Origin of the sequence: Hydrocarboniphaga daqingensis, from assembly GCF_900129825.1 — a bacterium.
GTDB classification, from domain to species: Bacteria; Pseudomonadota; Gammaproteobacteria; order Nevskiales; family Nevskiaceae; genus Hydrocarboniphaga; species Hydrocarboniphaga daqingensis.
Window position 1 is genome coordinate 16,851 of the sequence record NZ_FQWZ01000008.1, and the last position, 22,150, is coordinate 39,000.

Here is a 22,150-nt window from a genome sequence, read left to right on the forward strand (position 1 = left end):
ATGGCCCAGCATACGGCCGCGATGATGAAGCTGATTCAGTGCGTCACGGGGGCTGTTATCTGGCGCGGGCTGTCGCTATACTGCGCGCCCCTCGATGGGGCGGTAGCTCAGCTGGGAGAGCGTCGCGTTCGCAATGCGAAGGTCGGGAGTTCGATCCTCCTCCGCTCCACCAATCGAGGCCTTAATTCTTGTACGCGGTCATCAAAAGGCCCCGCCTCCGGCGGGGCCTTTTGCGTTGGCGCGGCGGCAGGCTCATCCGCACAGAGTAGGCCGCCGCCTGGCCGTCTCCGCATAGTGGCTCCGTCGATCTTGGACGGGGGCGTACCGATGGCGGGCAAAGCGGACTGGAATCCAATCGTGTGGTCGTATCTGCTGTGCATCGGCGCCGGCGCTGCCGTGCTCGCCTATGCCGGCCTGCCGCAGCCTTGGGATGCGCTCGTGGCGGACCTGGTGGCGACGCTGGTGATCTTCGCGTTCAGCCTGCGCTACCGGAACTCCAGCTTCTACGACGCCTATTGGAGCGTGATTCCGCCGCTGCTGGCCGTGTACTGGATGGCCATGCATGCGCCGGCACTGGACAGCCCGCGTGCGATGTTGGTGATGGTGCTGGTATGGCTGTGGGCCATCCGGCTGACGACGAACTGGGCCGTGCACTGGGGCGGTTTGTCGCATGAGGACTGGCGCTATCCGATCGTCCGCGCACGCGCTGGCAAGGCCGCGGTGCTGGCCGACTTGTTCGGCATTCATCTGTTTCCGACCGTGCAGGTGTTTCTCGGCTGCCTGCCGATCTACGCAGTGATGTCGCGCGCCGACGTGCCGCTCAATGCGCTCGATGCGCTGGCCGCGATCGTCACGATCGGCGCCATCGCAATCGAAACCCTGGCTGACCTTCAGTTGCATGCGTTCATCGCCAAGCGCCGGCCGGGAGAATTCATTACCACCGGCCTGTGGGCGTGGTCGCGCCATCCGAACTATTTCGGTGAGCTGTCGTTCTGGTGGGGCTTGATGCTGTTTGGCCTGGCGGTAGCGCCCGATCAGTGGACCTGGATCGTGCCCGGCGCGCTGGCGATGACCGGCATGTTCGTGTTTGCCAGCATTCCATTCATGGACCAGCGCAGCATCGAACGCCGGCCGGCGTATCGCGAGCATATGCAGCGCGTGTCGGCGCTGGTGCCGCTTCCGCCGAAGCGGCCGCATTCCAGCGGGGAGCGTCGCGCATGAGCGGCCAGTGGAATCGCTTTGCCGCGATGCTGATGCGCGATTTGTTATTGATCGCCTTCACCGGCTGGTTGTGGCGGCTGGCGATCGAACACGGCGCACCTGAGGCGGCGGGCGGCTATGCGCTGCATGTGGCGACGGCGCTGATGACGGTGATCGCCGCGTATCTGGTACACGAATGGGGTCATCTGATCGGCGCCTGGATCAGTGGCAGCCGCTTCTTTCTGCCGGCGCACATCGCCGCCAGCCCGTTTCTGTTTCGCTTCGACAATGTGCGCAATACCCGCCGCCATTTCGTGTGGATGGTCTGGGGCGGCTTCGTGTCGAGCATCGCGCTGGTGATCTTGCTGGTGGCGCTGCTGCCGCGCGGACTGCTGGCAGCGCAGATCGCGCTGGGCATGACGGCGCTCGGCGTGATCGCGACCTTTGTGATCGAAGTGCCCGAGTTTTGGCGCGTCTATCGCGGCGCGCCGCTGCCGGACGGCGCTGCGTTCGTATCGCCGCCCGAGGTCTGATTGCCGGGCAGCGGCGGGTACGCGTCCCGCCCGTAAACCCAGACCGTCTGGTAGCCATCGCTGTCGTCCGGGGCAACCAGCACTTCAGCCTGAAAGCCGCGCTGACCCGCTTGGTGAGCGCTGTCGATCGCCGCTGTCAGCGCGGCGTGTTTCGAGCCGTCGTCGTAGGGCCCGTAATGTCGGAACTCATACAACACGACCCACTGGTCGTGGTCGCGTGTGACGAAGTATTGGGCTCGCATCGCCATTTCCCTGAAGACCGGGTTGCGACGGTAGCGATGCGGCGCTGAACCGCCGCTGCAGCCTGCCGCTAGTGGGCTGGGGTCGCAGGCGCCGGTGTTGTGGTTGGCGGCGCTGCGTTCTGCGGGAACTGGCTTTCGTCCAGCGGCAGCAGCTTCAAAAAGAACACCTTTTCGGGCGCATCGTCACTGCGCAGATAGATCACCGCGACCACCAGCAGATGCAGCGCGATCGTGAACGCGATGCCGATCAGCGGCAGCTTGCGATTGCGCGGCAGCGGCGTGTGCATCGCCTGCGAGCGCAGCAGCGGCGGCAGATGGTCCCAGCGCGGGTCCGGCTTGTTGCGAGAGTCGTTCACGGGCAGGGCGCGTGGGGGGCAGGCGTCGATTATCGGCGATCGTTGGCGATCAGCGCGCGCGCGGCGCCAGTCGACGCACGGCGGGCGATTCGCGGCCCGGGTTGAACTGGTTGACGGGGTGCGCCGATGCATAGCCGATCGACACGCCACTGATCAGCTTGTACTGCGCCGGCACGTCGAATGCTTCGCGGACCGGCCCGGCCCAGGTCGCAAGCGCCCCTTGCGCGCAGGTGGCCAGACCGTGCGCCTGTGCCGACAGCATCAGCGTCTGCAGGAAGATGCCGGTGTCGAGCACCGCGAATTCCTTCAGCCCCGCATGCGCGAACAGGAAGATTGCGGTTGGCGCGCCGAAGAACTCGAAGTTGCGGCGCATCTGGCGATCGCGCGCGGCATGGTCGTGCCGGTCGATGCCGAGCACCTGGTACAGGCCGCGCCCGGTGTCGCGACGCCGCGGTTGCAGGTCGGCCGGGTAGGCGAGCTGCGTGTTGAAGTCACCGTCGGGCAGTCCGCGCCGCGTCAGCAGTAGCCGCAGCTTGCCGGCCCATCCGCCGTTGAGCGCCGCAGTGCCGCGGTCGTAGCGGTCGCACAAGGCAGCGGCGATCTGGTCGCGAACGGCACCCGACGCCACCGCGATCCGATACGGCTGGGTGTTGGACCAGCTCGGCGCCTGATTGGCATCGGCCAGCACGGCATCCAGCACCGCCTCGGGAATCGGCCGTGAGTCAAAGTCGCGGACACTGCGGCGTTGGCGCAGCAGCGCGGAAAAGTCGTCAGGGGTCATGCGGCGCTCGTGCTGTTCTGGGAAGGTGTTGTCGAACCTGCGCGCAGGTTAAGTCAATCGCAGGCTGCTAACACCCTCCATGCTGGACCGGCTCAAAGTGGCCGACCCGGTGCCGCGATCGAGCCAGCGGCCGCAGCGCGCGCGATTGACCCCGCAACTCCATCTTCACGCGTCGCCGGGTTCCTGCATCCAAGCTGGGATGTCTCGCTGCCCGTGCAACACGCGCCAAACGGCGACGTGATCTGACCGCTCGACAAAGAAGACGAGGTAGAGGGGTAGTGCGTCAGCGGCCAGGAGCGCAAGCCTGACGGATTCAATTCATTCGCATGGCGAGTTGATCCAGGCGCAGGATGACGTCCGATGTGCGAGTAGGCCTGCTCCGGGGCGTCGATGAAGCCCAGCGCGGCAGACTCGGCGTGTTCGGTCATGTCGTACGCGAGTGCATCCTCGACGTCCCGCTGGGCCTGCTCGTACGGGACGACCAGCTGTGTGTTTTGGCGGTCGCCTTGGCCGTGCCGCTTGCCGGCTCGCGCAAGCCTTCGAAGTAGGTCTCGGTCAACGGCGCCGCGGGCGCTGACGATGCGCCCGCGCGCAGCAAGTTGCGTAGCTGGAGCCGGTCCTGATCGCGGCGGATGAGTTCGCGCCCGTATTTGCTGCTGGTGCCGTAGCCGCGCAGGCTGACCTGCTCGTCGACGAAGGTCTTGAGGCTGTCGGGCAGGGAAAAGTCATCGTGCTCATGCGGGCAGCTTGATGACTTGGCAAAAACGGGCAAAACGGTCTTGCAGCAGGCCTGGCTCGGTGTTCGGGATGGCGGCACACGACAATGGCATTGGGGGCAACTCTGCGGCGGGCCGCTGAGTTGCCCCCAAAGTTGCCCCCAGTTGCCCTCGGCTTGCAAAGGATTCCGACGCACGTCGGCGGACTCCGGGCAATAAAAAACCCCGCGTTTCGGCGGGGTTAGTAGACTTCTACGGATGTTGCCGTACTGGTGTTTGGTGGAGGCGGGGGGAATTGAACCCCCGTCCGCCAATGCTCCGCCTTCGGTTCTACATGCTTAGCCTAGTCTTTGGTTTTCATCCCCAGCTCCCGAACAGGCACGGATCGCTGGAACCTATCCCCTTGGGGTTTTCGAGCATCGGCGAAGGGCGCGCGTCAGCCTTATTCGGTAAGAGTCGACGTTTGATTCCGGAGTACCGACACTGCCGGGTCAAACGCTCACCGGAGTTTAGGCGGCGAGGGCGTAGTTGGAGTCGTTCGCAACTAGCTTTTTTGCAAACCGTTTAACGAGCAGATTTGCAGCTCGGCATGCCCCTCGGGTTTTGCGATCGACGTCGAAACCATGTCGCCCCCGTTGAGTCTCGATAAGACTACCACGTTGCCGCCGAGTTCCCGAGCCTTTAGCGGCTGCGCATGATCCGGTCTTTCTGGCGATTCCAGTCGCGCTCCTTGATGTCGGCGCGCTTGTCGTGCTGCTTCTTGCCCTTGGCCAAGCCGATCTGGATCTTGGCGAAGCCACGCGTCCAGTGCAGGTCGAGTGGCACCAGCGTATAGCCGGCGCGCTCGACCTTGCCGATCAGCTGCGACAGTTCGCGCTGGTTCAGCAGCAGCTTGCGCGAGCGCAGCGGGTCGGTGACGACATGGGTGGACGCCGACAGCAGCGGTGAGAACTGCGCGCCGATCAGCCAGGCTTCACCCTTCTTCAGCACCACGTAGGCCTCGGCGATGTTGCCGTGGCCGGCACGCAGGCTTTTGACCTCCCAGCCGACCAGCATCAAGCCGGCCTCGTAGGTTTCTTCGATGAAGTAGTCGTGCCGCGCGCGCCGGTTGACGGCGATCAGGCGGTCGGCGTCCTTCTCGTCTTTCTTCTTGCTCATCGGACGATTATAGGCCGGCGCCGGGCAGTGCCGTTGTCATGCGGCTAAGCCTTACACTCCAGCGGTGAATATCCGCGAAAGCAGCTACGGCTATTGGAGTTCGGCGCGCGCCTTTGTGTGGGTCGCGTCCGGCGCCTGCATCGGCATCGGCAACATCGCGCGTCTGCCGTACTTGATGGGCCAGTACGGCGGCTGGGTGTTTTTGCTGGTGTATCTGGCGGCGCTGCTGGTCATGGGCCTGCCGCTGCTGGTGGCCGAATGGGCGCTGGGCCGCTGGATGCGCGACGACATCGTCAGCGGCTTTCGGCGGCTCGCCGAAGTGGCGGACACGATGCGCTGGTGGCGTCTGGCCGGCGTCGCGGCGCTGATCGGCGCGGCGATGATCCTGTCGTACTACAGCGTCGTCGCCGGTTGGAGCTTGGGCTATGTGTTCCGCGCGGCCAGTGGCTCACTGGTGCCGCTGGCCGGTGACGGGGCCGCCGCGACGCGACGCTTCCTCGACCTTGCGCAAGACCCGGAGCGTTCGCTGGCCTGGCACACGCTGTTCATGGTCACCACCTGCGCCGTCGTCGCGCAGGGCTTTCGCGAAGGCATGGAGCGTGCGGCTGGCTACTTCATGCCGGCGGCGTTCGTGGCGCTGGTGGCGATCGTGCTGGTTGCCGGCCGCTACGGCGATACGCCTGCCGCCGCCGAATACATGTTCGTCGGCGATCCGTCCAAGCTCGGCTGGCGCGGCGTGCTCGAAGCGCTGCAGCAGGCGTTTTTCACGCTGGCGCTGGGCTTCGGGTCGATGATGACGCTCGGCGCTTACCTGCCGGCGAGCCTGCCGCTGGGCCGGCTTGCGCTGACCGTGATCCTGCTCGACACCTTGTTCAGCCTGTTGTGCGGCTTGGTGCTGCTGGCTTTCGTGCTCGGCGCCGGGCTCAAGCCGTCGCCCGGCTTGGGCATGATCTTCCAGACCTTGCCGCAAGCGCTGCCGAGCGGCTGGCTTGGCATTGCGATCGCCACGCCGTTCTATATCGTGATCTTCGTCGTCACGCTGTTGGCCGCCGCGGCGCTGCTGGAGCCGCTGACGCGCTACTTGATGGAAAGCCGCCGGCTGACGCGCGTGTTTGCGGCAACCACGTCGGCCGTTGTGGTCTGGTATCTGGGCCTGGGCTCGCTGCTGTCGTTCAGCATGCTGGCCGAACTGCGCCTGCTGGGGCAAAACTTCTTTGAATGGATGCAGTGGCTCAGTGCCACGCTAATCGCGCCCTTGTCCGGGCTTCTGCTGTGCGTGCTGATCGGTCACGGATTGCCGGCCGAGTTGGCGCGCGCGGTGGCCGGGCCGCGCGAGCAACGCTGGACCGGGCTCTGGGTGTTCATGCTCAGTTACCCGGCCCGGATCGCGGTGCTGGCGATCCTGCTGTATGCGCTCGGCGCCTTCGACTGGCTCGCCGGCTTGTGGTCGGCCTGAGCTGCGCGACGCCGACCTGCCCCTTTTTTGAGAGATTGGCTGGATGAGAAAGCTGGAACGCTCGGCGCTGATGCCGTTTGCCGCCGACGACTTGTATGCCCTCGTGGCCGACGTGGCGGCTTATCCGACGTTTCTGCCCGGCTGCGTGTCGGCGCAGATCGAAAGCGACGAAATCGATGCCGACGGGCAGCGGCTGGTGCGGGCCCGCGTCGGCTTTCGGGTCAGCGCCTTGTCCGACAGCTTCGCCACTGAGAACCGGATGCAGCCGGGCCGGCGCATCCAGATGCGCTTGGTCCAAGGCCCATTTCGGCAACTGGAAGGCGTCTGGGAGTTCATCGTGCTCGACGAGCGTGCCTGCAAGGTGTCGCTGGCGCTGACCGTGGATTTCGCCAACCGGCTGATGGAAGCGACGCTGGCGCCGTGGATGGACCGCGCCGTCAACGGCATCATCGAGGCGTTTCGGCAGCGTGCCGAGCAGCGTCTGGTTCGAGGCTGAACCGATGCCACCGATCGACGTGTCCGTGGTTTACGCGGGCGAGAACGACGTCGTGCGTGTCGCCCTCGTGTTGCCGGATGGCGCCTGTCTGGGTGATGCGCTGGCCGCCTCAGGCTTGGTGGAGCGTTACGCGCTGGGCGATGTCACCGGTCGAACCGGTGTCTACGGCCGCCTGCGCGGCAACGATGAGCCGCTGCAGCAGGGGGATCGCGTCGAGATCTATCGGCCGCTGCGGGCCGATCCGAAGGTGTCGCGACGCCAGCGGGCGAAACGCCGCCCGCGTTGACGGCGAGCGTCGCCCAAGCGGGCGCGCTGCCAAGCCAGGCCTACGGCGTGCCGCCCGGCACCGGCCGCTGCGAATCGCCCATCGGCGGCGGATCGTTGGCGCGAATGGCCTCGATGCGGTCACGCTTTTTTTCGGACTCGACGAAGTTGAGGTCCGGCTTGGCAAGCTCGTCGGTTTTGTTGGACGCCACTTGATCAACACCTTCCATCTTCACCAGATGGTTGGCGGTGTCGAAGTACAGGCTGACGGTGCGCGTCGTGACGTCGCCGCGTGGCGACTTGTAGTAGCCGAAGTAGTCCCAGCGGTCGTCGCGGAACGGGTTGCCGGCCACCGGCGTGCCCATCACGTACTTGACCTGCTCGCGCGTCATGCCGACCTGCAGCTTGGCCAGATCGCGCTGGTCGATGACGTTGCCCTGACGCGTCGGCAGCCGGTACAGCAGGGAGCAGGCGGAGAGACTCAGGGCCAGAAGGCCGAGCAGCAGAATGCGCATGAGGGGACGGAGGCTCGTTGTTTGCAACAGATATAGTTGCTGGAAGACTGCAACAAGACTGCGATAATACCGAATCGTTCAAGGCGGCGGGCGTCCGACGCTCCAGCATCACCGCCCCAGCCCCAGGAGTTGTCGAGTGGAATCGTCCGATCTCAGAAGCGTCGGCCTCAAAGTCACGCTACCGCGCCTCAAGATCCTCGAGATGCTGGAGAAAAGCCCCACGCGGCACCTGTCGGCCGAAGACATCTACCGCAAGCTGATGGACGGCGGCGAAGACATCGGCCTGGCCACGGTGTATCGCGTGCTGACGCAGTTCGAATCGGCCGGCTTGGTCACGCGCCACCATTTCGAGGGCGGCCACGCGGTGTTCGAGCTGGAGCGTGGGCAGCATCACGACCATCTGGTGTGCATGAACTGCGGTCGCGTCGAGGAGTTTGAAGACGAGACCATCGAGAAGCGTCAGCGCGACCGCGCCCGCGAGTTGGGCTTCAAGATGACCGAGCACAGCCTGATCATCTACGGTGAGTGCCAGCGCGAAAACTGCCCGAATCTGAAGGCGCTGCGGCCGCTGCGTTAGCTGTCGCCGCCGACCGCGCGGCCCGGCCTAGTCAGGGCTTGGCGGCGCGCTGCAGCAATTCCCGCGCGGTGGCCTGGGTCTGGGCCGTGATCTCGACGCCGCCCATCATCCGCGCCAGTTCCTGCACCCGGTCGCCGTCGTCGAGCGGCCGCACGCGGGTGAAGGTCTTGCCGGCCTTGACCTCTTTGGCGATGCCATGGTGCGCCACGCCTTGTGCCGCGACTTGCGCCAGATGCGTCACGCACAGCACCTGACGGTCGGCGCCGAGCGCGCGTAGCTGCTGGCCGACGATCTCGGCGACGCCGCCGCCGATGCCGGCATCGACTTCGTCGAAGATCATCGTTGCCGCGCCGGCCGCATGGCGCCCGGCCACCTGGATCGCCAGCGACAGCCGCGACAGTTCGCCGCCGGAGGCGACCTTGGCGATCGGCCGTGGCGGCTGACCGGGGTTGGCCGAAAAGTCGAAGCGCACCTCGTCGGCGCCGTGAACGCGCGGCGCACACTGTGCGTCGTGTTCGACGGCGATCACGAATTCGGCGTTGGCCATGCCCAAGCCGCGCACACCACGCGTGACGTTCTCGGCCAGCTTGGCGGCAGCCTTGTGCCGCTGCTTGCTCAACTTGAGCGCGGCAGCGCGCCACTGCGCTTCGACGTCGCGTTGCTGCGCCAGCAGCCGATCGGCGCCGCCGGCCGCCAGCTCGGCCTCTTCGAGCTCGGTGCGCAGCGTCGCGGCGCGCTCAGGCAGTTCGTCGGCGCGAAGCCGGTGTTTGCGCGCCAGGTCGTGAATGTCCGACAGCCGCTGTTCGACCTGCCGCAGTTGGTCCGGGTCGAGTTCGAGCCGGTCGAGCAGGCGCTGCAGCGCTTGGGCGGATTCGCGCAATTGGTTCTGCGCGTTGCCGACGCTGCCTTCGATGTCGCCGAAGCCCGCATCGACGCTGGACAATGCGCCAAGCAGTTGGCTGGCGCTCGACAACTGGTCATAGGCGCTGGCTTCGCCGCCGTACAGCAGTTCGAGCGCGCGGCCACCGTCTTCGAGCAGGCGGCCAGCATTGGCCAGACGCCGATGGTCGGCGTCGAGTTGCTCGAGTTCGCCGGGCTGCAGGCCCAGCGCGTCGAGCTCGCGAATCTGGTGGCGCAGATAGTCGAGCTGCGCCGGGTCGCGCGTCGCCGCGCGGCCGAGCTTGTCGATCTGCGCGGCCAGTTGCTGCCATTGCCGCGCCAGCTCGGCGACCTTGCCGAGGTCGCCGGCATAGTCGCCGTAGCCGTCGAGCAGGCTGCGCTGCGTGTCGGCGCGCACCAGCGTCTGGCTCTGGTTCTGGCCAAAGACCTCGATCAGCGTCTCGCCGATGTCGCGTAGCGCCGCGGCCGACACCGGCGCATTGTTGACGAACGCACGCGTACGGCCTTCGGCGTAGACCACGCGGCGCAGCACGCAGGCGTCGGGGCTGTCGGTGTCGAGCAGTTCTTGTGCTTGCAGCCAATCGCGGGCGGTCGGTGCGTCGCGCAACGAGAATTCGGCGCTGATCTCGGCGCGCTCCTGGCCGCTGCGGACCAACGAGGCTTCAGCACGCGTGCCGATGGCCAGGCCGATGGCGTCGATCAGGATCGACTTGCCGGCGCCGGTCTCGCCGGTGAGCACGGTGAAGCCGGGCCCGAACTCGAGGTCCAGAGCATCGATGATCGCGAGGTTCTTGATCGAAAGGCCGAGCAGCATGGGGCGTCAGAGTACGAGGGAAAGGAGGCTTGCCGGCATTGTAGGGCGGCGACCCTCGCCGCCGCGCGACATCAGCGTTCGATGACCGCTTCCTGGCCGCGGCCCCAGCGCAGTTTGTTGCGCAAGATCGCAAAGTAGCTGTAGCCGACCGGATGGATCAGCCGCAGCGGCGCGTCGCCGCGCGTGACTTCCACCGCATCGCCGACCGCCAGCGACTCGCTGATCTGGCCGTCGATCGTCATCGTCGCCTGCAGGCTGGTGGTCGGCATCTGTTCGTCGCCGCCGACGACCAGCCGCACGCGCTGCTCGCCGCCGACGACGATCGGCCGGTCGGACAGCGTATGCGGGCAGATCGGTACCAGGGCCATGGCCTGCAGGCTAGGGTGCATCAGCGGGCCGCCGCCCGACAGCGCGTAGGCGGTCGAACCGGTCGGGGAGCAGATGATCATGCCGTCGGCGCGATGGAGGCTGATGAAGTCGTCGTCCATCCAGCTTTCGAATTCGAGCATGCGGATCGACGCCTGATTGCGCAGCACGACGTCGTTGATCGCGATTCGCGGCGGTGCTGCGTCGGCCGTGGACCCGCCGGCGCGCAGCACGCGCGCGCTGAGCACCATCCGGTCTTCGGTTTCATATTCACCCTGGATCACGGCCGCCAGCGATTCGGCCAGGTGCTCGGGCAGCAAGTCGGCCATGAAGCCGAGCCGGCCCTGATTGACGCCGAGCAGCGGCACCGCGGCCGGTGCCATCGAACGGCCTGCGTCGAGCAGCGTGCCGTCGCCGCCGACGACGACGACCAGGTCGACCGACCGCGCCAGTTCGTCGCGGGACACGCGACGACCGGCCGGCGCATCGGAGAGCGCCGGGTTATCTTCGACCAGCACCTCGCAGCCCTGGCTGCGCAACACTTGGCAAAGGCTGGCCAAGGTCGGCAGATGTGGCTCGCGGCGCTTGCCGATCACTCCGATGCTGCGAAATGGCGTCATGGTGGCAAAGCTCGCTCGGGAAGCCGCTACACGATACAGGATGCCAACTTCGGCAGCGCTGCTCGGATTGCCTCACACGAGCCTGTCTTGACAGCATTTTTTGCAGTCACTAGCGTCAATCATCGTCACAGGAATCCCCATGGCCGAGCCGCTGGAACAACGTGCCGCCGATCTGCTGAAGCTGCTGGTCGAGCGCTATATCGCCGACGGGCAGCCGGTTGGCTCGCGGACGCTGTCGCGCGCGGCCAGCCTGAATCTGTCGCCGGCGACGATCCGCAACGTGATGGCCGACCTCGACGAACTGGGCCTGGTCGTGTCGCCGCACACGTCGGCCGGCCGCGTACCGACCACGCGCGGCTACCGCTACTTCGTCGACGCGCTGCTGGCGCCCGAGCCGCTGTCCGACGCCGAACGCAGCCGTATCGCCGAAGACCTGCTGCCGCACGGACGCAGCCCGCAAGACATGGTGCAAGCCGCGTCGGCGTTGCTGTCGCGGCTGTCGAAGATGGCCGGCGTGGTCACCACGCCGCGGCGCAATCTGGCGATCCTGCGACGCATTCAGTTCATGCCGCTGTCCGATCGCCGCGTGCTGGTGATCCTGGTCGTCAACCAGAGCGAAGTGCAAAACCGCATCGTCGCCACCGAGCGTGCCTACGGCGCCGATGAACTGGAGCGCTACGCCAACGTGCTCAACGAGCATTTCGCCGGCCGCGATCTGGTCAGTCTGCGCACTGCGCTATGGCAGGACGCCAACGACACCCAGGCGCGCGTCAATCAGACGCTGAAAGATGCGGTGTTCATGGCCGAACAAGCGTTCAAGGGCGATCGCCCCAGTGGCGGCGACTATGTGTACGCCGGCAGCGGCAATTTGCTCGGCTTTCAGGAGCTGGCCGACGTCGGCCGGCTGCGTGGCTTGTTCGACGCGCTCGACCGCAAGCGCGACCTGCTGCAGCTGTTCGACTCCTGCCTGGCCGCCGAAGGCCTGCAGATCTTCATTGGCGAGGAGAGCGGCTACCGCGTGCTCGACGAAGTGAGCGTCGTTACCGCGCCGTACTTCGTCGACGGCCAGATTGCCGGCGTGCTCGGTGTGATCGGCCCGACGCGGATGGCCTACAGCCGCATCATTCCGCTGGTCGCCGAGACGGCGCGCCAACTGACGGCTGGCCTCGACAACTAGGCGCTCGGCGTCGCGCTGCAGGGAAAGCCGCAGTTCAGCGGCGGCCGATAAGGTCGATCCACCCACCGTGAATATCGGCACCGCGATACGCGCGGTGCGCCGGTGGGCGACACGGATGTCGTTCAATGGAATCAAGCTCCGCAAGCAAGCCGCGCACGACCGTGTGGCCGGGCCGCTCGTATCCGCTCGGTGCCACCTGGGACGGCGAGGGCGTCAACTTCGCACTTTTCTCGGCGCATGCAGAAGCTGTCGACCTGTGTCTGTTCGATGCCACCGGCCAGCACGAGGTCGCTCGCGTGCGTCTGCCCGAGTACAGCGATCAGATCTGGCACGGCTACCTGCCGGATGCGCGTCCCGGCCAGCTCTATGGCTACCGCGTGCAGGGTCCCTACAACCCCGAGGCCGGCCATCGCTTCAACGCGCACAAGTTGCTGCTCGACCCGTATGCCAAGTCGATCGCCGGCGAACTGACCTGGGTCGATGCCCACTTCGGCTACAAGATCGGCCACGCCAAGGACGATCTGTCGTTCGATAAACGCGACAACGCGCGGCACATGCCCAAGTGCCGTGTGGTCGATACCTCGTTCACTTGGGGAGAAGAGCGCCGTCCGCGCACACCCTGGGAAGAAACGGTGATCATGGAAACCCACGTCAAGGGTTTCACCCAGCGTCATCCGGGCGTCGACTCGGCACGGCGCGGTACGTTTGCCGGTCTGGTCGCACCGCCGGTGCTCGATCATCTGGTGCGCAGCGGCATCACTTCGGTCGAACTGCTGCCGATCCACCATTTTCTGAATGATCGACATCTGACGCAGCGCGGGCTGACCAACTACTGGGGCTACAACTCGATCGGCTTTTTTGCGCCGGATCCGCGATTTCTGTCGAGCGGACAGATCGAGGAATTCAAGACCACGGTCAAGCGGCTGCATGGTGCCGGCATCGAAGTGATTCTCGACGTGGTCTACAACCACACGGCCGAAGGCAATCAGATGGGGCCGACGCTGTCGCTGCGCGGTATCGATAACGCCAGTTATTACCGGCTGGCTGACGATCCGCGCTATTACATGGATTACACCGGCACCGGCAATATGCTCAACGTCGACCATCCGCGCGTGCTGCAGATGGTCATGGACTCGCTGCGCTACTGGGCCGGCGAGATGCACGTCGATGGGTTTCGTTTTGATTTGTGTTCGACGCTGGCACGCGAGCACGGCAACTTCGATCCCGGCGCTGCGTTTCTCGATGCCGTGCGCCAAGACCCGCTGCTGAACACGGTCAAGATGATCGCCGAGCCTTGGGATATGGGGCCTTACGGCTACCAGGTTGGCGGCTTTCCGCCCGGCTGGGCTGAATGGAACGGGGCGTTCCGCGACACGGTGCGGCGCTTCTGGAAGGGCGACGGCGACCTGCTGGCGGAAATGGGCAACCGCGTCACCGGTAGTTCCGATCTCTACGATCGCAACGGCCGCAGGCCGTGGGCGTCGATCAACTTCGTCACGGCGCATGACGGATTTACGCTGCAAGACTTGGTCTCGTACAACGACAAGCACAACGATGCCAACGGCGAACACAATCGCGACGGCTCCGATGACAACTTGTCGTGGAACTGCGGCGTCGAAGGGCCCACCGATGATGCGTCCATCGTCGCGCTGCGCGACCGTCTCAAGCGAAACCACTTGGCGACACTGATTCTGTCGCTGGGTGTGCCGATGTTGCTCGCCGGTGACGAGATGGGCCGCAGTCAGAACGGCAACAACAACGCCTATTGCCAGGACAACGAGCTGTCGTGGACGCAGTGGGAAGACCTGCGTCCCGAAGACTTGCGCCTGCAGGAATTCGTGCGGCGCGTGATCGCTCTGCGACGCCAGCACCGGGTCTTCTCGCGCCCCGGCTTCTTTCGGGGCCGTCGTATGGCGGCGGACGGACTCAAGGACATTACCTGGCTCGCCCCTAGCGGCGACGAACAGACCGAGCAGGATTGGAATAACGGCATGGCGCGCTGCTTTGGCTGGGTCCTCGGCGGCGCCGCCGGCGAGTACTACACCACGGGCGGGCAGCGCGACATCGACGACACCTTCATGGTGCTGATGAACGCGCACCACGAAGCGGTCGACTTCTGTATGCCCAAGATGACCGCGCATCTGCGCTGGGAACTGTTGATCGACACCGCCCTCGATAGCGGCTTCGCCGAGCAGCCGACGTTCTTTGATTCCACGGATTGCTTCACGATCCAAGGCCGCTCGATGGCCTTGCTGATCAATCGCGCCCAAGCAGCCGATGCGAGCCAGATCACGATCGCCGACACGCTCGAGATGTCCGCGCCGCTGACCGATGTACCTGCCAATGATGAGCAGTCCGTTCCGGTCGAGCCGGCCGTCGCAGTGCGAAGCAGCCGGAGCCCACCATGAAGCGCCAGCGGCATTTGCCGTTTGGCGCTGAATGCGTCGCCGACGGCGTCCGCTTTCGTCTGTGGGCACCCGGCGTCGAGCACGCCGAGCTGGTCATCGACGAAGGCCCGACGCTGGCGATGGATCGCGACGCTGATGGATTCTTCGAGATCAGCACCGATCAAGCTCAAGCGGGAACGCGCTATCGCTATCGCGTCGACGACACGCCAGTGCCCGATCCGGCCTCGCGGTACCAGCCTCTGGGTGTGAACGGGTCAAGCGAGGTTGTCGACAGCGGCGCCTTCGACTGGCAGGACGCGGATTGGCGCGGCCGCGCGTGGCACGAGTCGGTGATCTACGAGCTGCATGTCGGCACGTTTGCCCGCAGCGGTACCTTCGACGGCGTGATCGAGCATTTCGACCATCTGTTGTCGCTGGGCGTCAACACGATCGAGCTGATGCCGGTAGCCGAATGCCCGGGCCGCTGGAACTGGGGGTATGACGGCGTGCTGCTGTTTGCCGTTGAAGAGCGCTACGGTGGCCCGGATGCGCTCAAGCGCATGGTGCAGGCCGCGCACCAGCGAGGGCTGTCGGTGCTGCTCGACGTGGTTTACAACCACTTCGGTCCGGACGGCAATCATTTATCGCGTTACGCCCCGGCCTTTTTCACCGAGCGTCACCGCACGCCCTGGGGTGCTGCGATCAACTTCGACGGCCAGCATTCATCGATCGTTCGTTCTTTCTTTATCGAGAACGCGCTGTACTGGCTACAGGAATACCATCTCGATGGCTTGCGCTTGGACGCGGTACACGCGATCCATGACGACAGTGACCCGGATATCGTCGTTGAACTGGGCCGGCGCATCCGCGAGGACATCACGGACCGACCGATACACCTAATTCTCGAAAACGACCGGAACCGCAGCAGCGTGCTCGGCCACGGGCGTGGCGGCAACGGGCCCTACGATGCGCAGTGGAACGATGACTTTCATCACGTGTTGCGCGTGGCGCTGGCCCATACGCAAGGTGGTTACTACGACGACTACCGCGGTACCGGGCTGATGCCGCAGCGCCATCTGGCGCGCGTGCTCGCTGAAGGTTTCGCCTATCAGGGCCAGTCATCGGCGCATCGCGATGGTGCGTCGCGCGGCGAGCCCAGCGACGCCTTACCGCCGACGGCGTTCATATCGTTCATCCAGAACCACGATCAGGTTGGCAATCACGCCTATGGCTGGCGCTTGAGCCAGTTTGCCGGCTGCGAAGCGATCCGCGCCGGCGCTGCCGTGTTGTTGCTGTCGCCACAGATTCCGATGCTGTGGATGGGGCAGGAATGGAACAGCGAGCGGCCGTTTCCGTTCTTCTGCGATTTCACCGGCGATCTGGCCGACGCGGTGCGCAAGGGCCGCATCGAGGAGTTCCGCTCGTTCCCGGAGTTTCAAGACCCGGAAGCCGTGAAGCGAATTCCGGACCCGTTGGCGCTCAGCACATTTGCCAGTGCCTTGCTGGACTGGAACGAACCGGCCCGCAGCGCCGACTGGCTGGCGTTGTATCGGCAGTTGATCGGGCTGCGCCGCGAGCACATCGTGCCGCGCTTGGCAGTCGGCGGCGGCAGCGGTACGGCGCAGGTCAGTGATCAGGGGCTGGTTAGCGTCCAATGGCGCTTTGCCGACGGCAGTCTGCTGCAATTTGTTGTCAATCTGTCGGACCAGCCGGTTGCGGCCGACACCGGTTCGGTGCTCGGGCGTTGCGTCTATGCCACAGCGCCGCTGTCCGGTGACCTCGTGCCGCCGTGGTACGTCGCGCTGCAGGTCCTCGACCAGGAAGGGGCCGTCGGATGAGCCCGCCGCCGTTGCCGCGCGCCACGTATCGCGTTCAGCTGCATGCCGACTTCGGTTTCGACGACGCCGCGGTGCTGGCGCCGTATCTGGCGGATCTGGGCTTTTCTCACCTGTACGTGTCGCCGGTGATGGCGGCGCGTCCCGGCTCGACGCATGGCTACGACATCGTCGACCACAACCGCTTCAACCCCGAACTCGGCGGCGAAGCCGGCTTCGACCGGCTGGTCGCCGCACTGCGTGAGCAGGGCCTGGGTCTGGTGCTCGACATCGTGCCCAACCATGTCGGCATCGGGCCGGACAACGCCGCCTGGATGGACGTACTCGAATGGGGGCCGCAGTCGCCGCATGCGGCCGACTTCGATATCGATTGGCAGTCGAGCCGGCGCAATTTGCAGGGCAAGGTGCTGTTGCCGGTGCTGGGTAACGCATTCGGCGTCGAGCTGGAATCGGGCCATATCGAGCTGCGGCTCGATGCGGCGGAAGGCTCGATCAGCGCGTGGTATCACGACAGCCGTCTGCCGATTTCGCCGATGGATTACGCGCCGCTGCTGCAGGACGCACTGGCATCGGCGCAGGGTGAAGGTACGCGGCGCCTGGCCAATCTGGTACGGGATTTCGATGCACTGCGCGAGCATCCCGGCAGCATCGCCGCGCGCCGCGACACGGCGGCATCGCTGCGCGAGCAACTGGTAGAACTGCTCGCCGACGAACCCGAGCTGATCGATGCAATCGGTCGGGGGCTGCGTCGGGTCGGCGGTGATGTCGGTGATGCCGACCGTTGGCAGCGGCTCGGCGAGTTGCTCGACCGGCAGGCCTATCGTCCGGCGTTCTGGCGCGTGTCGTCCGACGAGATCAACTACCGGCGCTTCTTCGACATCAACGATCTTGCCGGTTTGCGCGTTGAGCGCGCCGAGCTGTTCGAGGCCATGCACCGTCTCGTGCTCGCCCGTGTTCGCTCCGGGGATGTCCAAGGTTTGCGCGTCGACCATATCGACGGCTTGTACGACCCCCGCCAGTACTGCGAGCGGCTGGCCCAAGCCTGCGTCGCGGCGCCGGTGCCGACCTGGATTTTGCTGGAGAAAATCCTCGCCCCGCATGAAGAGCTACCCGGCGACTGGCCGGTGGCCGGCACCACTGGGTATGAGGCCTTGAACTTGATCGGCGGCTTGTTCGTCGACCCGGCATCGGAGCGTGCGCTGACGACGATCTACCGCCGCATCAGTGGCGAACGTCGCGAGTTCGACGCCGTTCTGTATGAGTCCAAGAAGCACATCGTGCAGAACAATCTGGCCAGCGAAATGGGCGTACTGGCCAATGCCGTGCAGACGCTGAGCGCCAGCCAATGGCGATCGCGCGACTTCAGCTATGCCGCGATCCGCAAGGCCCTCGAAGAGTTGGTCGCGCGCTTTCCGGTCTATCGCAGCTATCTGGATCCGACGCATCCGCTGTCGATGGCCGACCGCCGCCATATCGAATGGGCGGTGGGGCTTGCGCGCAAGCACGCCGGACCGGTCGATACCTCGGTCTACGACTTCATTGCCTCGATCCTGACCGGTGAGCTGGCCGAGCCCGGCACCCGCTATCCAGCGGAGCCGGTGCGGCAGGCGGCGATGCGGTTCCAGCAATTGTCCGGTCCGGCGATGGCCAAGGGCCTGGAAGACACCAGCTTTTATCGTTACCTGCGATTGCTGGTCCATAACGAAGTCGGCGGCGATCCGCGGCGCTACGCCGTGTCACCGGCCGCCTTCCACAAGGCCAATGTGCAGCGCCAGCTGCAGCATCCGTTGGCGATGCTGGCGGCCAGCACGCACGACACCAAGCGCGGCGAAGACGCACGGACGCGGATCGCCTGCCTCAGTTCAGTGCCGCGGCGCTGGGCGCAGCATCTGGCGCTGTGGTCGCGACTCAATCGGCGGCTGCTGGCCAAGCTCGATGGCGAGCCGGCGCCCGACGCCAATCACCAGTACTACCTGTACCAGACGCTGATCGGTGCATGGCCTGCCGACCTGGATATCGACGATGCGCCCGCGCTGGCGGCCCTGGCCGCACGCGTCGAGGGCGCCGTGATCAAGGCTGTGCGCGAAGGCAAGCAGCGCAGCAGCTGGACGCACCCGGACGCCGACTACGAGCAGGCCGTCGGGCGCTTCGTCCACGGCATGCTGGCGCCGGGTGCGCGCAATCTGTTCCTGGCCGACTTCCAGACGTTTCTGCGCCCACTGGCATGGTGGGGCGCGCTGACCTCGTTGTCGCAGACGTTGCTGCGGCTGACGATGCCGGGCGTGCCCGACATCTATCGCGGCGCCGAGGGCTGGGAGCTGTCGATGGTCGACCCGGACAACCGACGCCCGGTCGATTACGCCGCGCTGCGAGCGGCCGCCGTCGATGTCGCCGCGATCGCGGGTGATCCGGATGCGGTCGCCGCACTGCTGCCGCACTGGGCCGACGGCCGCGTCAAGCTGCACTTGATCCGGAGCGTGTTGCGGCTGCGTCGTGAGCAGCCCGCGTTGTTCAGCGAGGGCCTGTATCAAGCGGTGGACATCAGCGGCGATCGGCCAGAGCGCGTGTTGGCCTATCAGCGCCGGCATGGCGAGCACGAACTGCTGGTGGTCGCACCGCGGCTGTGGCCGCAGTGGGCCCCGGAGTTGCCGCAATCGGCAGAGGCAGCCAGTGCCGCGCTGGCGGGACTGACGATCGATCTGGCTCCGGGCCGCTATCGCGACGTCATCGCCGGTCGGTCACTCGACGTCGGCAGCGCCGGCCCCGTATCGGTGGCGGAATTGCTGACGTACTTCCCGGTCGGCTTGCTGCTACGAGGCTGAAGCTCGTTACAATCGCGCGCCTTTGCAGCGCCCCGGCACCCCGGCGACCCTTGGGTGCGCGGTGCCTGCGCCCTTGAATGCCGGGCCCACGCCCCCAGTTCAGCCCCACGACTGTTGAAGTCACGCGTCTTTCACCCGATCCCCGAACCCAGACATGACGGCAAGCCCCGAAGCCCCGAACGAAGAAACCCTGTCCGCGACCGACGCTGGCGCCGACCTGCAGCCGCCCGATCCAGCCACGTTGGCGGCACAGATCGAAGAGCTGCGCGCCCAGGCGCAGGCCGCCAAGGAAGGGCATCTGCGGGCACTGGCCGAACTGGACAACGTGCGCAAGCGCGCCGAGCGCGAGATCAGCTCGGCGGCCAAGTTCGGCGCTGAAAAGCTGCTGTCGGAGCTGCTTGGCATTGCCGACTCGGTCGAGTTGGGCCTGAACGCGGCGCAAGCGCCGGACGTGCAGGTCAAGACCATCGTCGAGGGTCTGGACCTGACGCGGCGCCAGCTGATCGCGCTGCTCGAAAAGCAGGGCGTCAGCCAACTCGACCCCAAAGGGCAGCCGTTCAACCCGGATTTCCACGAAGCCGTGAGCATGGTGCCGTCGGCCGAGGTCGCCCCGAATCACGTTCTGAACGTGATGCAGAAGGGTTACAAGCTGCACGAGCGCTTGCTGCGCCCGGCCATGGTCATCGTCGCCCGGGCACCGTAAACCGATGCTCCGGTGGCCCCGTCGGCGCGCGCTGGCGTTGGCTTGACCGGCATCAATCCGGCGAGGCGCCGGTATCAACGTCCTCTTGAAAGCCGCGACAACAGCAATAGATAGGCTTGCAGTCGTCGGCGTCAAACAAACCGTCACGCGAACCGTCACGCACACAGCACCGCATTTTCCGGAGTATTTCAATGGCAAAGATCATCGGCATCGACCTCGGCACCACGAACTCGTGTGTCGCCATCATGGAAGGCAACAGCGTCAAGGTCATCGAGAACAGCGAGGGTGAGCGCACCACGCCGTCGATCGTCGCCTATGCCGATGACGGTCAGATCATCGTCGGCCGCGCTGCCAAGCGTCAGGCCGTGACCAATCCGCACAATACGGTCTATGCGGTCAAGCGCCTGATCGGTCGCCGCTTTGAAGACAACGTGGTGCAGAAGGACATCAACATGGTGCCCTACAAGATCGTCAAGGCCGGCAACGGCGACGCTTGGGTCGAAGTCAAGGGCAAGAAGCTTTCGGCGCCGGAAATCTCCGCGCAGACGCTGTTGAAGATGAAGAAGACCGCTGAAGACTATCTGGGCGAAACGGTCACCGAAGCGGTGATCACGGTGCCGGCCTACTTCAACGACAGCCAGCGTCAGGCGACCAAGGACGCCGGCAAGATCGCCGGCCTGGACGTCAAGCGCATCATCAACGAGCCGACCGCCGCCGCACTGGCGTTCGGCCTGGATAAGGTCAAGGGCGATCGCAAGATTGCCGTGTACGACCTGGGCGGCGGTACGTTCGACGTGTCGATCATCGAAATCGCCGAAGTCGACGGCGAGCACCAGTTCGAAGTGCTGTCCACCAATGGCGACACCTTCCTCGGTGGCGAGGACTTCGACATGCGTGTCATCGAGTACATCGCCGACGAGTTCAAGAAGGAGCAGGGCATCGACCTGCGCAAGGACCCGCTTGCGCTGCAGCGTCTAAAGGAAGCGGCCGAAAAGGCCAAGATCGAGCTGTCGAGCACGACGCAGACCGACATCAACCTGCCGTACGTGACCGCTGACGCGACCGGCCCGAAGCATCTCAACCTGAAGCTGACCCGCGCCAAGCTCGAGTCGCTGGTGGATGAGTTGATCGCCAAGACCATTGAGCCCTGCAAGATCGCGCTCAAGGACGCCGGCCTGAAGTCGTCCGACATCCAGGAAGTGATCCTGGTCGGCGGCCAGACGCGCATGCCCAAAGTTCAGGATGCGGTCAAGGATTTCTTCGGCCGCGAACCGCGCCGCGACGTCAACCCCGACGAAGCGGTCGCCGTCGGCGCCGCGATTCAGGGCGCCGTGCTGTCGGGTGACGTCAAGGACGTGCTGCTGCTCGACGTCACCCCGCTGAGCCTGGGTATCGAAACCCTGGGCGGCAAGATGACCAAGCTGATCGAGAAGAACACGACGATCCCGACCCGCAAGTCCGAAACCTTCACCACGGCCGACGACAACCAGACCGCGGTGACGATCCAGGTCTACCAGGGCGAGCGCGAAGTGGCTTCGGCCAACAAGATGCTGGGTCGCTTCGACCTGACCGACATCCCGCCGGCCAGCCGCGGCATGCCGCAGATCGAAGTCACGTTCGACATCGACGCCAACGGCATCCTGAACGTGTCGGCCAAGGACAAGGCGACGGGCAAGAGCCAAAGCATCGTCATCAAGGCCAACTCCGGCCTGTCGGACGCCGAGATCCAGCAGATGATCAAGGACGCCGAAGCGCACGCCGAAGAAGACAAGAAGTTCAATGAGCTGATCGGTGCGCGCAATCAGGCCGACCAGCTGATCCATGGCGTCGAAAAGTCGCTCAAGGATCTGGCCGCCGACGTGCAGGCCGACGAGAAGACCAAGATCGAAGCGGCGATCGTCGAACTGCGTGAAGCGATCAAGACCGGCGACAAGGAGGCGATCGACGCCAAGAGCGCCGCGCTGTCCGAAGCGGCGTCCAAGCTGGCTGAGCGTGCTTACGCCAAGGCCGGTGCGGCAGAAGGCGGGGCCGGCAGCTCGCCCAACGCCAAGAACGCGAACGCGAAGGACGGCGACGTCGTCGACGCCGAATTCACCGAAGTCAACGACGACAAAAAGTAAGTCGTCATCCGTGAACGAGAGACGGGCGAGCAATCGCCCGTCTCTTTTTGCGTATTCGAGCCCGGTCCTTGCGTGCCAAGGAGCGGCGCCATTGCCCCTTACTTCCCGGATG

General features: G+C 65.3%; 20 protein-coding genes, 1 tRNA gene, 1 other RNA gene and 1 pseudogene. 13 read left to right on the forward strand and 10 right to left on the reverse strand.

What is annotated here, in order from left to right; genetic code table 11:
* Positions 1-96 precede the first annotated feature (96 nt).
* The 3 genes from BUB09_RS15105 to BUB09_RS15115 all read left to right on the forward strand — a co-directional run bounded on the left by BUB09_RS15105 (position 97) and on the right by BUB09_RS15115 (position 1,733).
* Positions 97-172 (forward strand) — tRNA-Ala (locus tag BUB09_RS15105).
* A gap of 155 nt (positions 173-327) precedes the next feature.
* Positions 328-1,221, forward strand: coding sequence for a DUF1295 domain-containing protein (locus tag BUB09_RS15110; protein ID WP_072898996.1), 894 nt, complete (start codon positions 328-330; stop codon positions 1,219-1,221).
* Positions 1,218-1,733, forward strand: coding sequence for a hypothetical protein (locus BUB09_RS15115; protein ID WP_072898998.1), 516 nt, complete (start codon positions 1,218-1,220; stop codon positions 1,731-1,733). Before BUB09_RS15110 ends, BUB09_RS15115 begins: the two co-directional genes overlap by 4 nt.
* Here BUB09_RS15115 and BUB09_RS15120 read toward each other — a convergent pair.
* The 7 genes and pseudogenes from BUB09_RS15120 to smpB all read right to left on the reverse strand — a co-directional run bounded on the left by BUB09_RS15120 (position 1,676) and on the right by smpB (position 4,986).
* Complete coding sequence (locus BUB09_RS15120) at positions 1,676-1,975, reverse strand: DUF2188 domain-containing protein (protein ID WP_139250313.1); 300 nt, start codon at positions 1,973-1,975, stop codon at positions 1,676-1,678. The genes BUB09_RS15115 and BUB09_RS15120 overlap by 58 nt on opposite strands.
* Before the next feature lie 68 nt (positions 1,976-2,043).
* Positions 2,044-2,331, reverse strand: coding sequence for a hypothetical protein (locus tag BUB09_RS15125; RefSeq protein ID WP_072899002.1), 288 nt, complete (start codon positions 2,329-2,331; stop codon positions 2,044-2,046).
* A 49-nt stretch (positions 2,332-2,380) separates the two neighbouring features.
* A complete protein-coding gene (locus BUB09_RS15130) occupies positions 2,381-3,112 on the reverse strand; it encodes a nitroreductase (RefSeq protein WP_072899004.1) in 732 nt (243 codons plus the stop codon).
* Between the two features lie 165 nt (positions 3,113-3,277).
* Positions 3,278-3,597, reverse strand: a pseudogene (locus BUB09_RS17710) (type II toxin-antitoxin system RelE/ParE family toxin).
* The gene (locus BUB09_RS15140; RefSeq protein WP_217650325.1) at positions 3,537-3,884 is read right to left on the reverse strand and encodes a ribbon-helix-helix domain-containing protein; all 348 of its coding nucleotides are present in this window, start codon (positions 3,882-3,884) and stop codon (positions 3,537-3,539) included. Before BUB09_RS15140 ends, BUB09_RS17710 begins: the two are co-directional and overlap by 61 nt.
* A 221-nt stretch (positions 3,885-4,105) precedes the next feature.
* Positions 4,106-4,462, reverse strand: a transfer-messenger RNA (tmRNA) gene (ssrA, locus tag BUB09_RS15145).
* A gap of 47 nt (positions 4,463-4,509) precedes the next feature.
* Positions 4,510-4,986 (reverse strand): SsrA-binding protein SmpB, encoded by a 477-nt coding sequence (gene smpB, locus BUB09_RS15150; protein ID WP_072899006.1) that lies wholly within the window; start codon positions 4,984-4,986, stop codon positions 4,510-4,512.
* Positions 4,987-5,050: 64 nt separating this feature from the next.
* Here smpB and BUB09_RS15155 point away from each other — a divergent pair, with 64 nt between their 5' ends.
* Genes BUB09_RS15155 through BUB09_RS15165 form a run of 3 tightly spaced genes read left to right on the forward strand, consistent with a single transcriptional unit; the run spans position 5,051 to position 7,224 of the window.
* Positions 5,051-6,442: a sodium-dependent transporter gene (locus BUB09_RS15155; RefSeq protein WP_072899008.1), complete on the forward strand. Its 1,392-nt coding sequence runs from the start codon at positions 5,051-5,053 to the stop codon at positions 6,440-6,442.
* A 43-nt stretch (positions 6,443-6,485) separates the two neighbouring features.
* Positions 6,486-6,938, forward strand: a complete 453-nt coding sequence (locus BUB09_RS15160) for a type II toxin-antitoxin system RatA family toxin (RefSeq protein WP_072899010.1) — start codon at positions 6,486-6,488, stop codon at positions 6,936-6,938.
* A gap of 4 nt (positions 6,939-6,942) precedes the next feature.
* Positions 6,943-7,224, forward strand: a complete 282-nt coding sequence (locus BUB09_RS15165; protein ID WP_072899366.1) for an RnfH family protein — start codon at positions 6,943-6,945, stop codon at positions 7,222-7,224.
* Between the two features lie 40 nt (positions 7,225-7,264).
* Here the strand turns inward: BUB09_RS15165 and BUB09_RS15170 are convergent, their stop codons facing one another.
* Positions 7,265-7,717, reverse strand: coding sequence for an outer membrane protein assembly factor BamE (locus BUB09_RS15170; protein WP_072899012.1), 453 nt, complete (start codon positions 7,715-7,717; stop codon positions 7,265-7,267).
* Between the two features lie 136 nt (positions 7,718-7,853).
* Here BUB09_RS15170 and fur point away from each other — a divergent pair, with 136 nt between their 5' ends.
* Positions 7,854-8,294: a ferric iron uptake transcriptional regulator gene (fur, locus tag BUB09_RS15175; RefSeq protein WP_072899014.1), complete on the forward strand. Its 441-nt coding sequence runs from the start codon at positions 7,854-7,856 to the stop codon at positions 8,292-8,294.
* Between the two features lie 31 nt (positions 8,295-8,325).
* Here fur and recN read toward each other — a convergent pair whose 3' ends face one another.
* Both recN and BUB09_RS15185 read right to left on the reverse strand, forming a co-directional pair.
* The gene (gene recN / locus BUB09_RS15180) at positions 8,326-10,008 is read right to left on the reverse strand and encodes a DNA repair protein RecN (protein ID WP_072899016.1); all 1,683 of its coding nucleotides are present in this window, start codon (positions 10,006-10,008) and stop codon (positions 8,326-8,328) included.
* A 71-nt stretch (positions 10,009-10,079) separates the two neighbouring features.
* Complete coding sequence (locus BUB09_RS15185; RefSeq protein WP_072899030.1) at positions 10,080-10,994, reverse strand: NAD(+) kinase; 915 nt, start codon at positions 10,992-10,994, stop codon at positions 10,080-10,082.
* 139 nt (positions 10,995-11,133) lie between these two features.
* Here BUB09_RS15185 and hrcA point away from each other — a divergent pair, with 139 nt between their 5' ends.
* The 6 genes from hrcA (at position 11,134) to dnaK (ending at position 22,038) form a co-directional block, all read left to right on the forward strand.
* Positions 11,134-12,171 (forward strand): heat-inducible transcriptional repressor HrcA, encoded by a 1,038-nt coding sequence (hrcA, locus tag BUB09_RS15190; protein ID WP_072899032.1) that lies wholly within the window; start codon positions 11,134-11,136, stop codon positions 12,169-12,171.
* 125 nt (positions 12,172-12,296) lie between these two features.
* A complete protein-coding gene (gene glgX, locus BUB09_RS15195; protein WP_084083489.1) occupies positions 12,297-14,579 on the forward strand; it encodes a glycogen debranching protein GlgX in 2,283 nt (760 codons plus the stop codon).
* Positions 14,576-16,396 (forward strand): malto-oligosyltrehalose trehalohydrolase, encoded by a 1,821-nt coding sequence (treZ, locus tag BUB09_RS15200; RefSeq protein ID WP_072899034.1) that lies wholly within the window; start codon positions 14,576-14,578, stop codon positions 16,394-16,396. Before glgX ends, treZ begins: the two co-directional genes overlap by 4 nt.
* Complete coding sequence (gene treY, locus BUB09_RS15205; RefSeq protein WP_072899036.1) at positions 16,393-19,215, forward strand: malto-oligosyltrehalose synthase; 2,823 nt, start codon at positions 16,393-16,395, stop codon at positions 19,213-19,215. Before treZ ends, treY begins: the two co-directional genes overlap by 4 nt.
* A gap of 154 nt (positions 19,216-19,369) precedes the next feature.
* Entirely contained in the window at positions 19,370-19,918 is a 549-nt protein-coding gene (gene grpE / locus BUB09_RS15210) for a nucleotide exchange factor GrpE (protein WP_072899045.1), read from the forward strand.
* Positions 19,919-20,109: 191 nt separating this feature from the next.
* Positions 20,110-22,038, forward strand: coding sequence for a molecular chaperone DnaK (gene dnaK, locus BUB09_RS15215; protein ID WP_072899046.1), 1,929 nt, complete (start codon positions 20,110-20,112; stop codon positions 22,036-22,038).
* Positions 22,039-22,150 lie beyond the last annotated feature (112 nt).

Excerpts from the sequence above, each read along its gene's own strand:
- treZ (WP_072899034.1), top strand. The coding sequence starts at position 14,576 with ATGAAGCGCCAGCGGCATTTGCCGTTTGGCGCTGAATGCGTCGCCGAC.
- BUB09_RS15185 (WP_072899030.1), bottom strand. The coding sequence starts at position 10,994 with ATGACGCCATTTCGCAGCATCGGAGTGATCGGCAAGCGCCGCGAGCCA.
- smpB (WP_072899006.1), bottom strand. The coding sequence starts at position 4,986 with ATGAGCAAGAAGAAAGACGAGAAGGACGCCGACCGCCTGATCGCCGTC.
- BUB09_RS15110 (WP_072898996.1), top strand. The coding sequence starts at position 328 with ATGGCGGGCAAAGCGGACTGGAATCCAATCGTGTGGTCGTATCTGCTG.
- treY (WP_072899036.1), top strand. The coding sequence starts at position 16,393 with ATGAGCCCGCCGCCGTTGCCGCGCGCCACGTATCGCGTTCAGCTGCAT.
- BUB09_RS15120 (WP_139250313.1), bottom strand. The coding sequence starts at position 1,975 with ATGCGAGCCCAATACTTCGTCACACGCGACCACGACCAGTGGGTCGTG.
- glgX (WP_084083489.1), top strand. The coding sequence starts at position 12,297 with ATGGAATCAAGCTCCGCAAGCAAGCCGCGCACGACCGTGTGGCCGGGC.
- grpE (WP_072899045.1), top strand. The coding sequence starts at position 19,370 with ATGACGGCAAGCCCCGAAGCCCCGAACGAAGAAACCCTGTCCGCGACC.
- BUB09_RS15115 (WP_072898998.1), top strand. The coding sequence starts at position 1,218 with ATGAGCGGCCAGTGGAATCGCTTTGCCGCGATGCTGATGCGCGATTTG.
- hrcA (WP_072899032.1), top strand. The coding sequence starts at position 11,134 with ATGGCCGAGCCGCTGGAACAACGTGCCGCCGATCTGCTGAAGCTGCTG.
- BUB09_RS15130 (WP_072899004.1), bottom strand. The coding sequence starts at position 3,112 with ATGACCCCTGACGACTTTTCCGCGCTGCTGCGCCAACGCCGCAGTGTC.
- BUB09_RS15170 (WP_072899012.1), bottom strand. The coding sequence starts at position 7,717 with ATGCGCATTCTGCTGCTCGGCCTTCTGGCCCTGAGTCTCTCCGCCTGC.
- BUB09_RS15160 (WP_072899010.1), top strand. The coding sequence starts at position 6,486 with ATGAGAAAGCTGGAACGCTCGGCGCTGATGCCGTTTGCCGCCGACGAC.
- BUB09_RS15165 (WP_072899366.1), top strand. The coding sequence starts at position 6,943 with ATGCCACCGATCGACGTGTCCGTGGTTTACGCGGGCGAGAACGACGTC.
- dnaK (WP_072899046.1), top strand. The coding sequence starts at position 20,110 with ATGGCAAAGATCATCGGCATCGACCTCGGCACCACGAACTCGTGTGTC.
- recN (WP_072899016.1), bottom strand. The coding sequence starts at position 10,008 with ATGCTGCTCGGCCTTTCGATCAAGAACCTCGCGATCATCGATGCTCTG.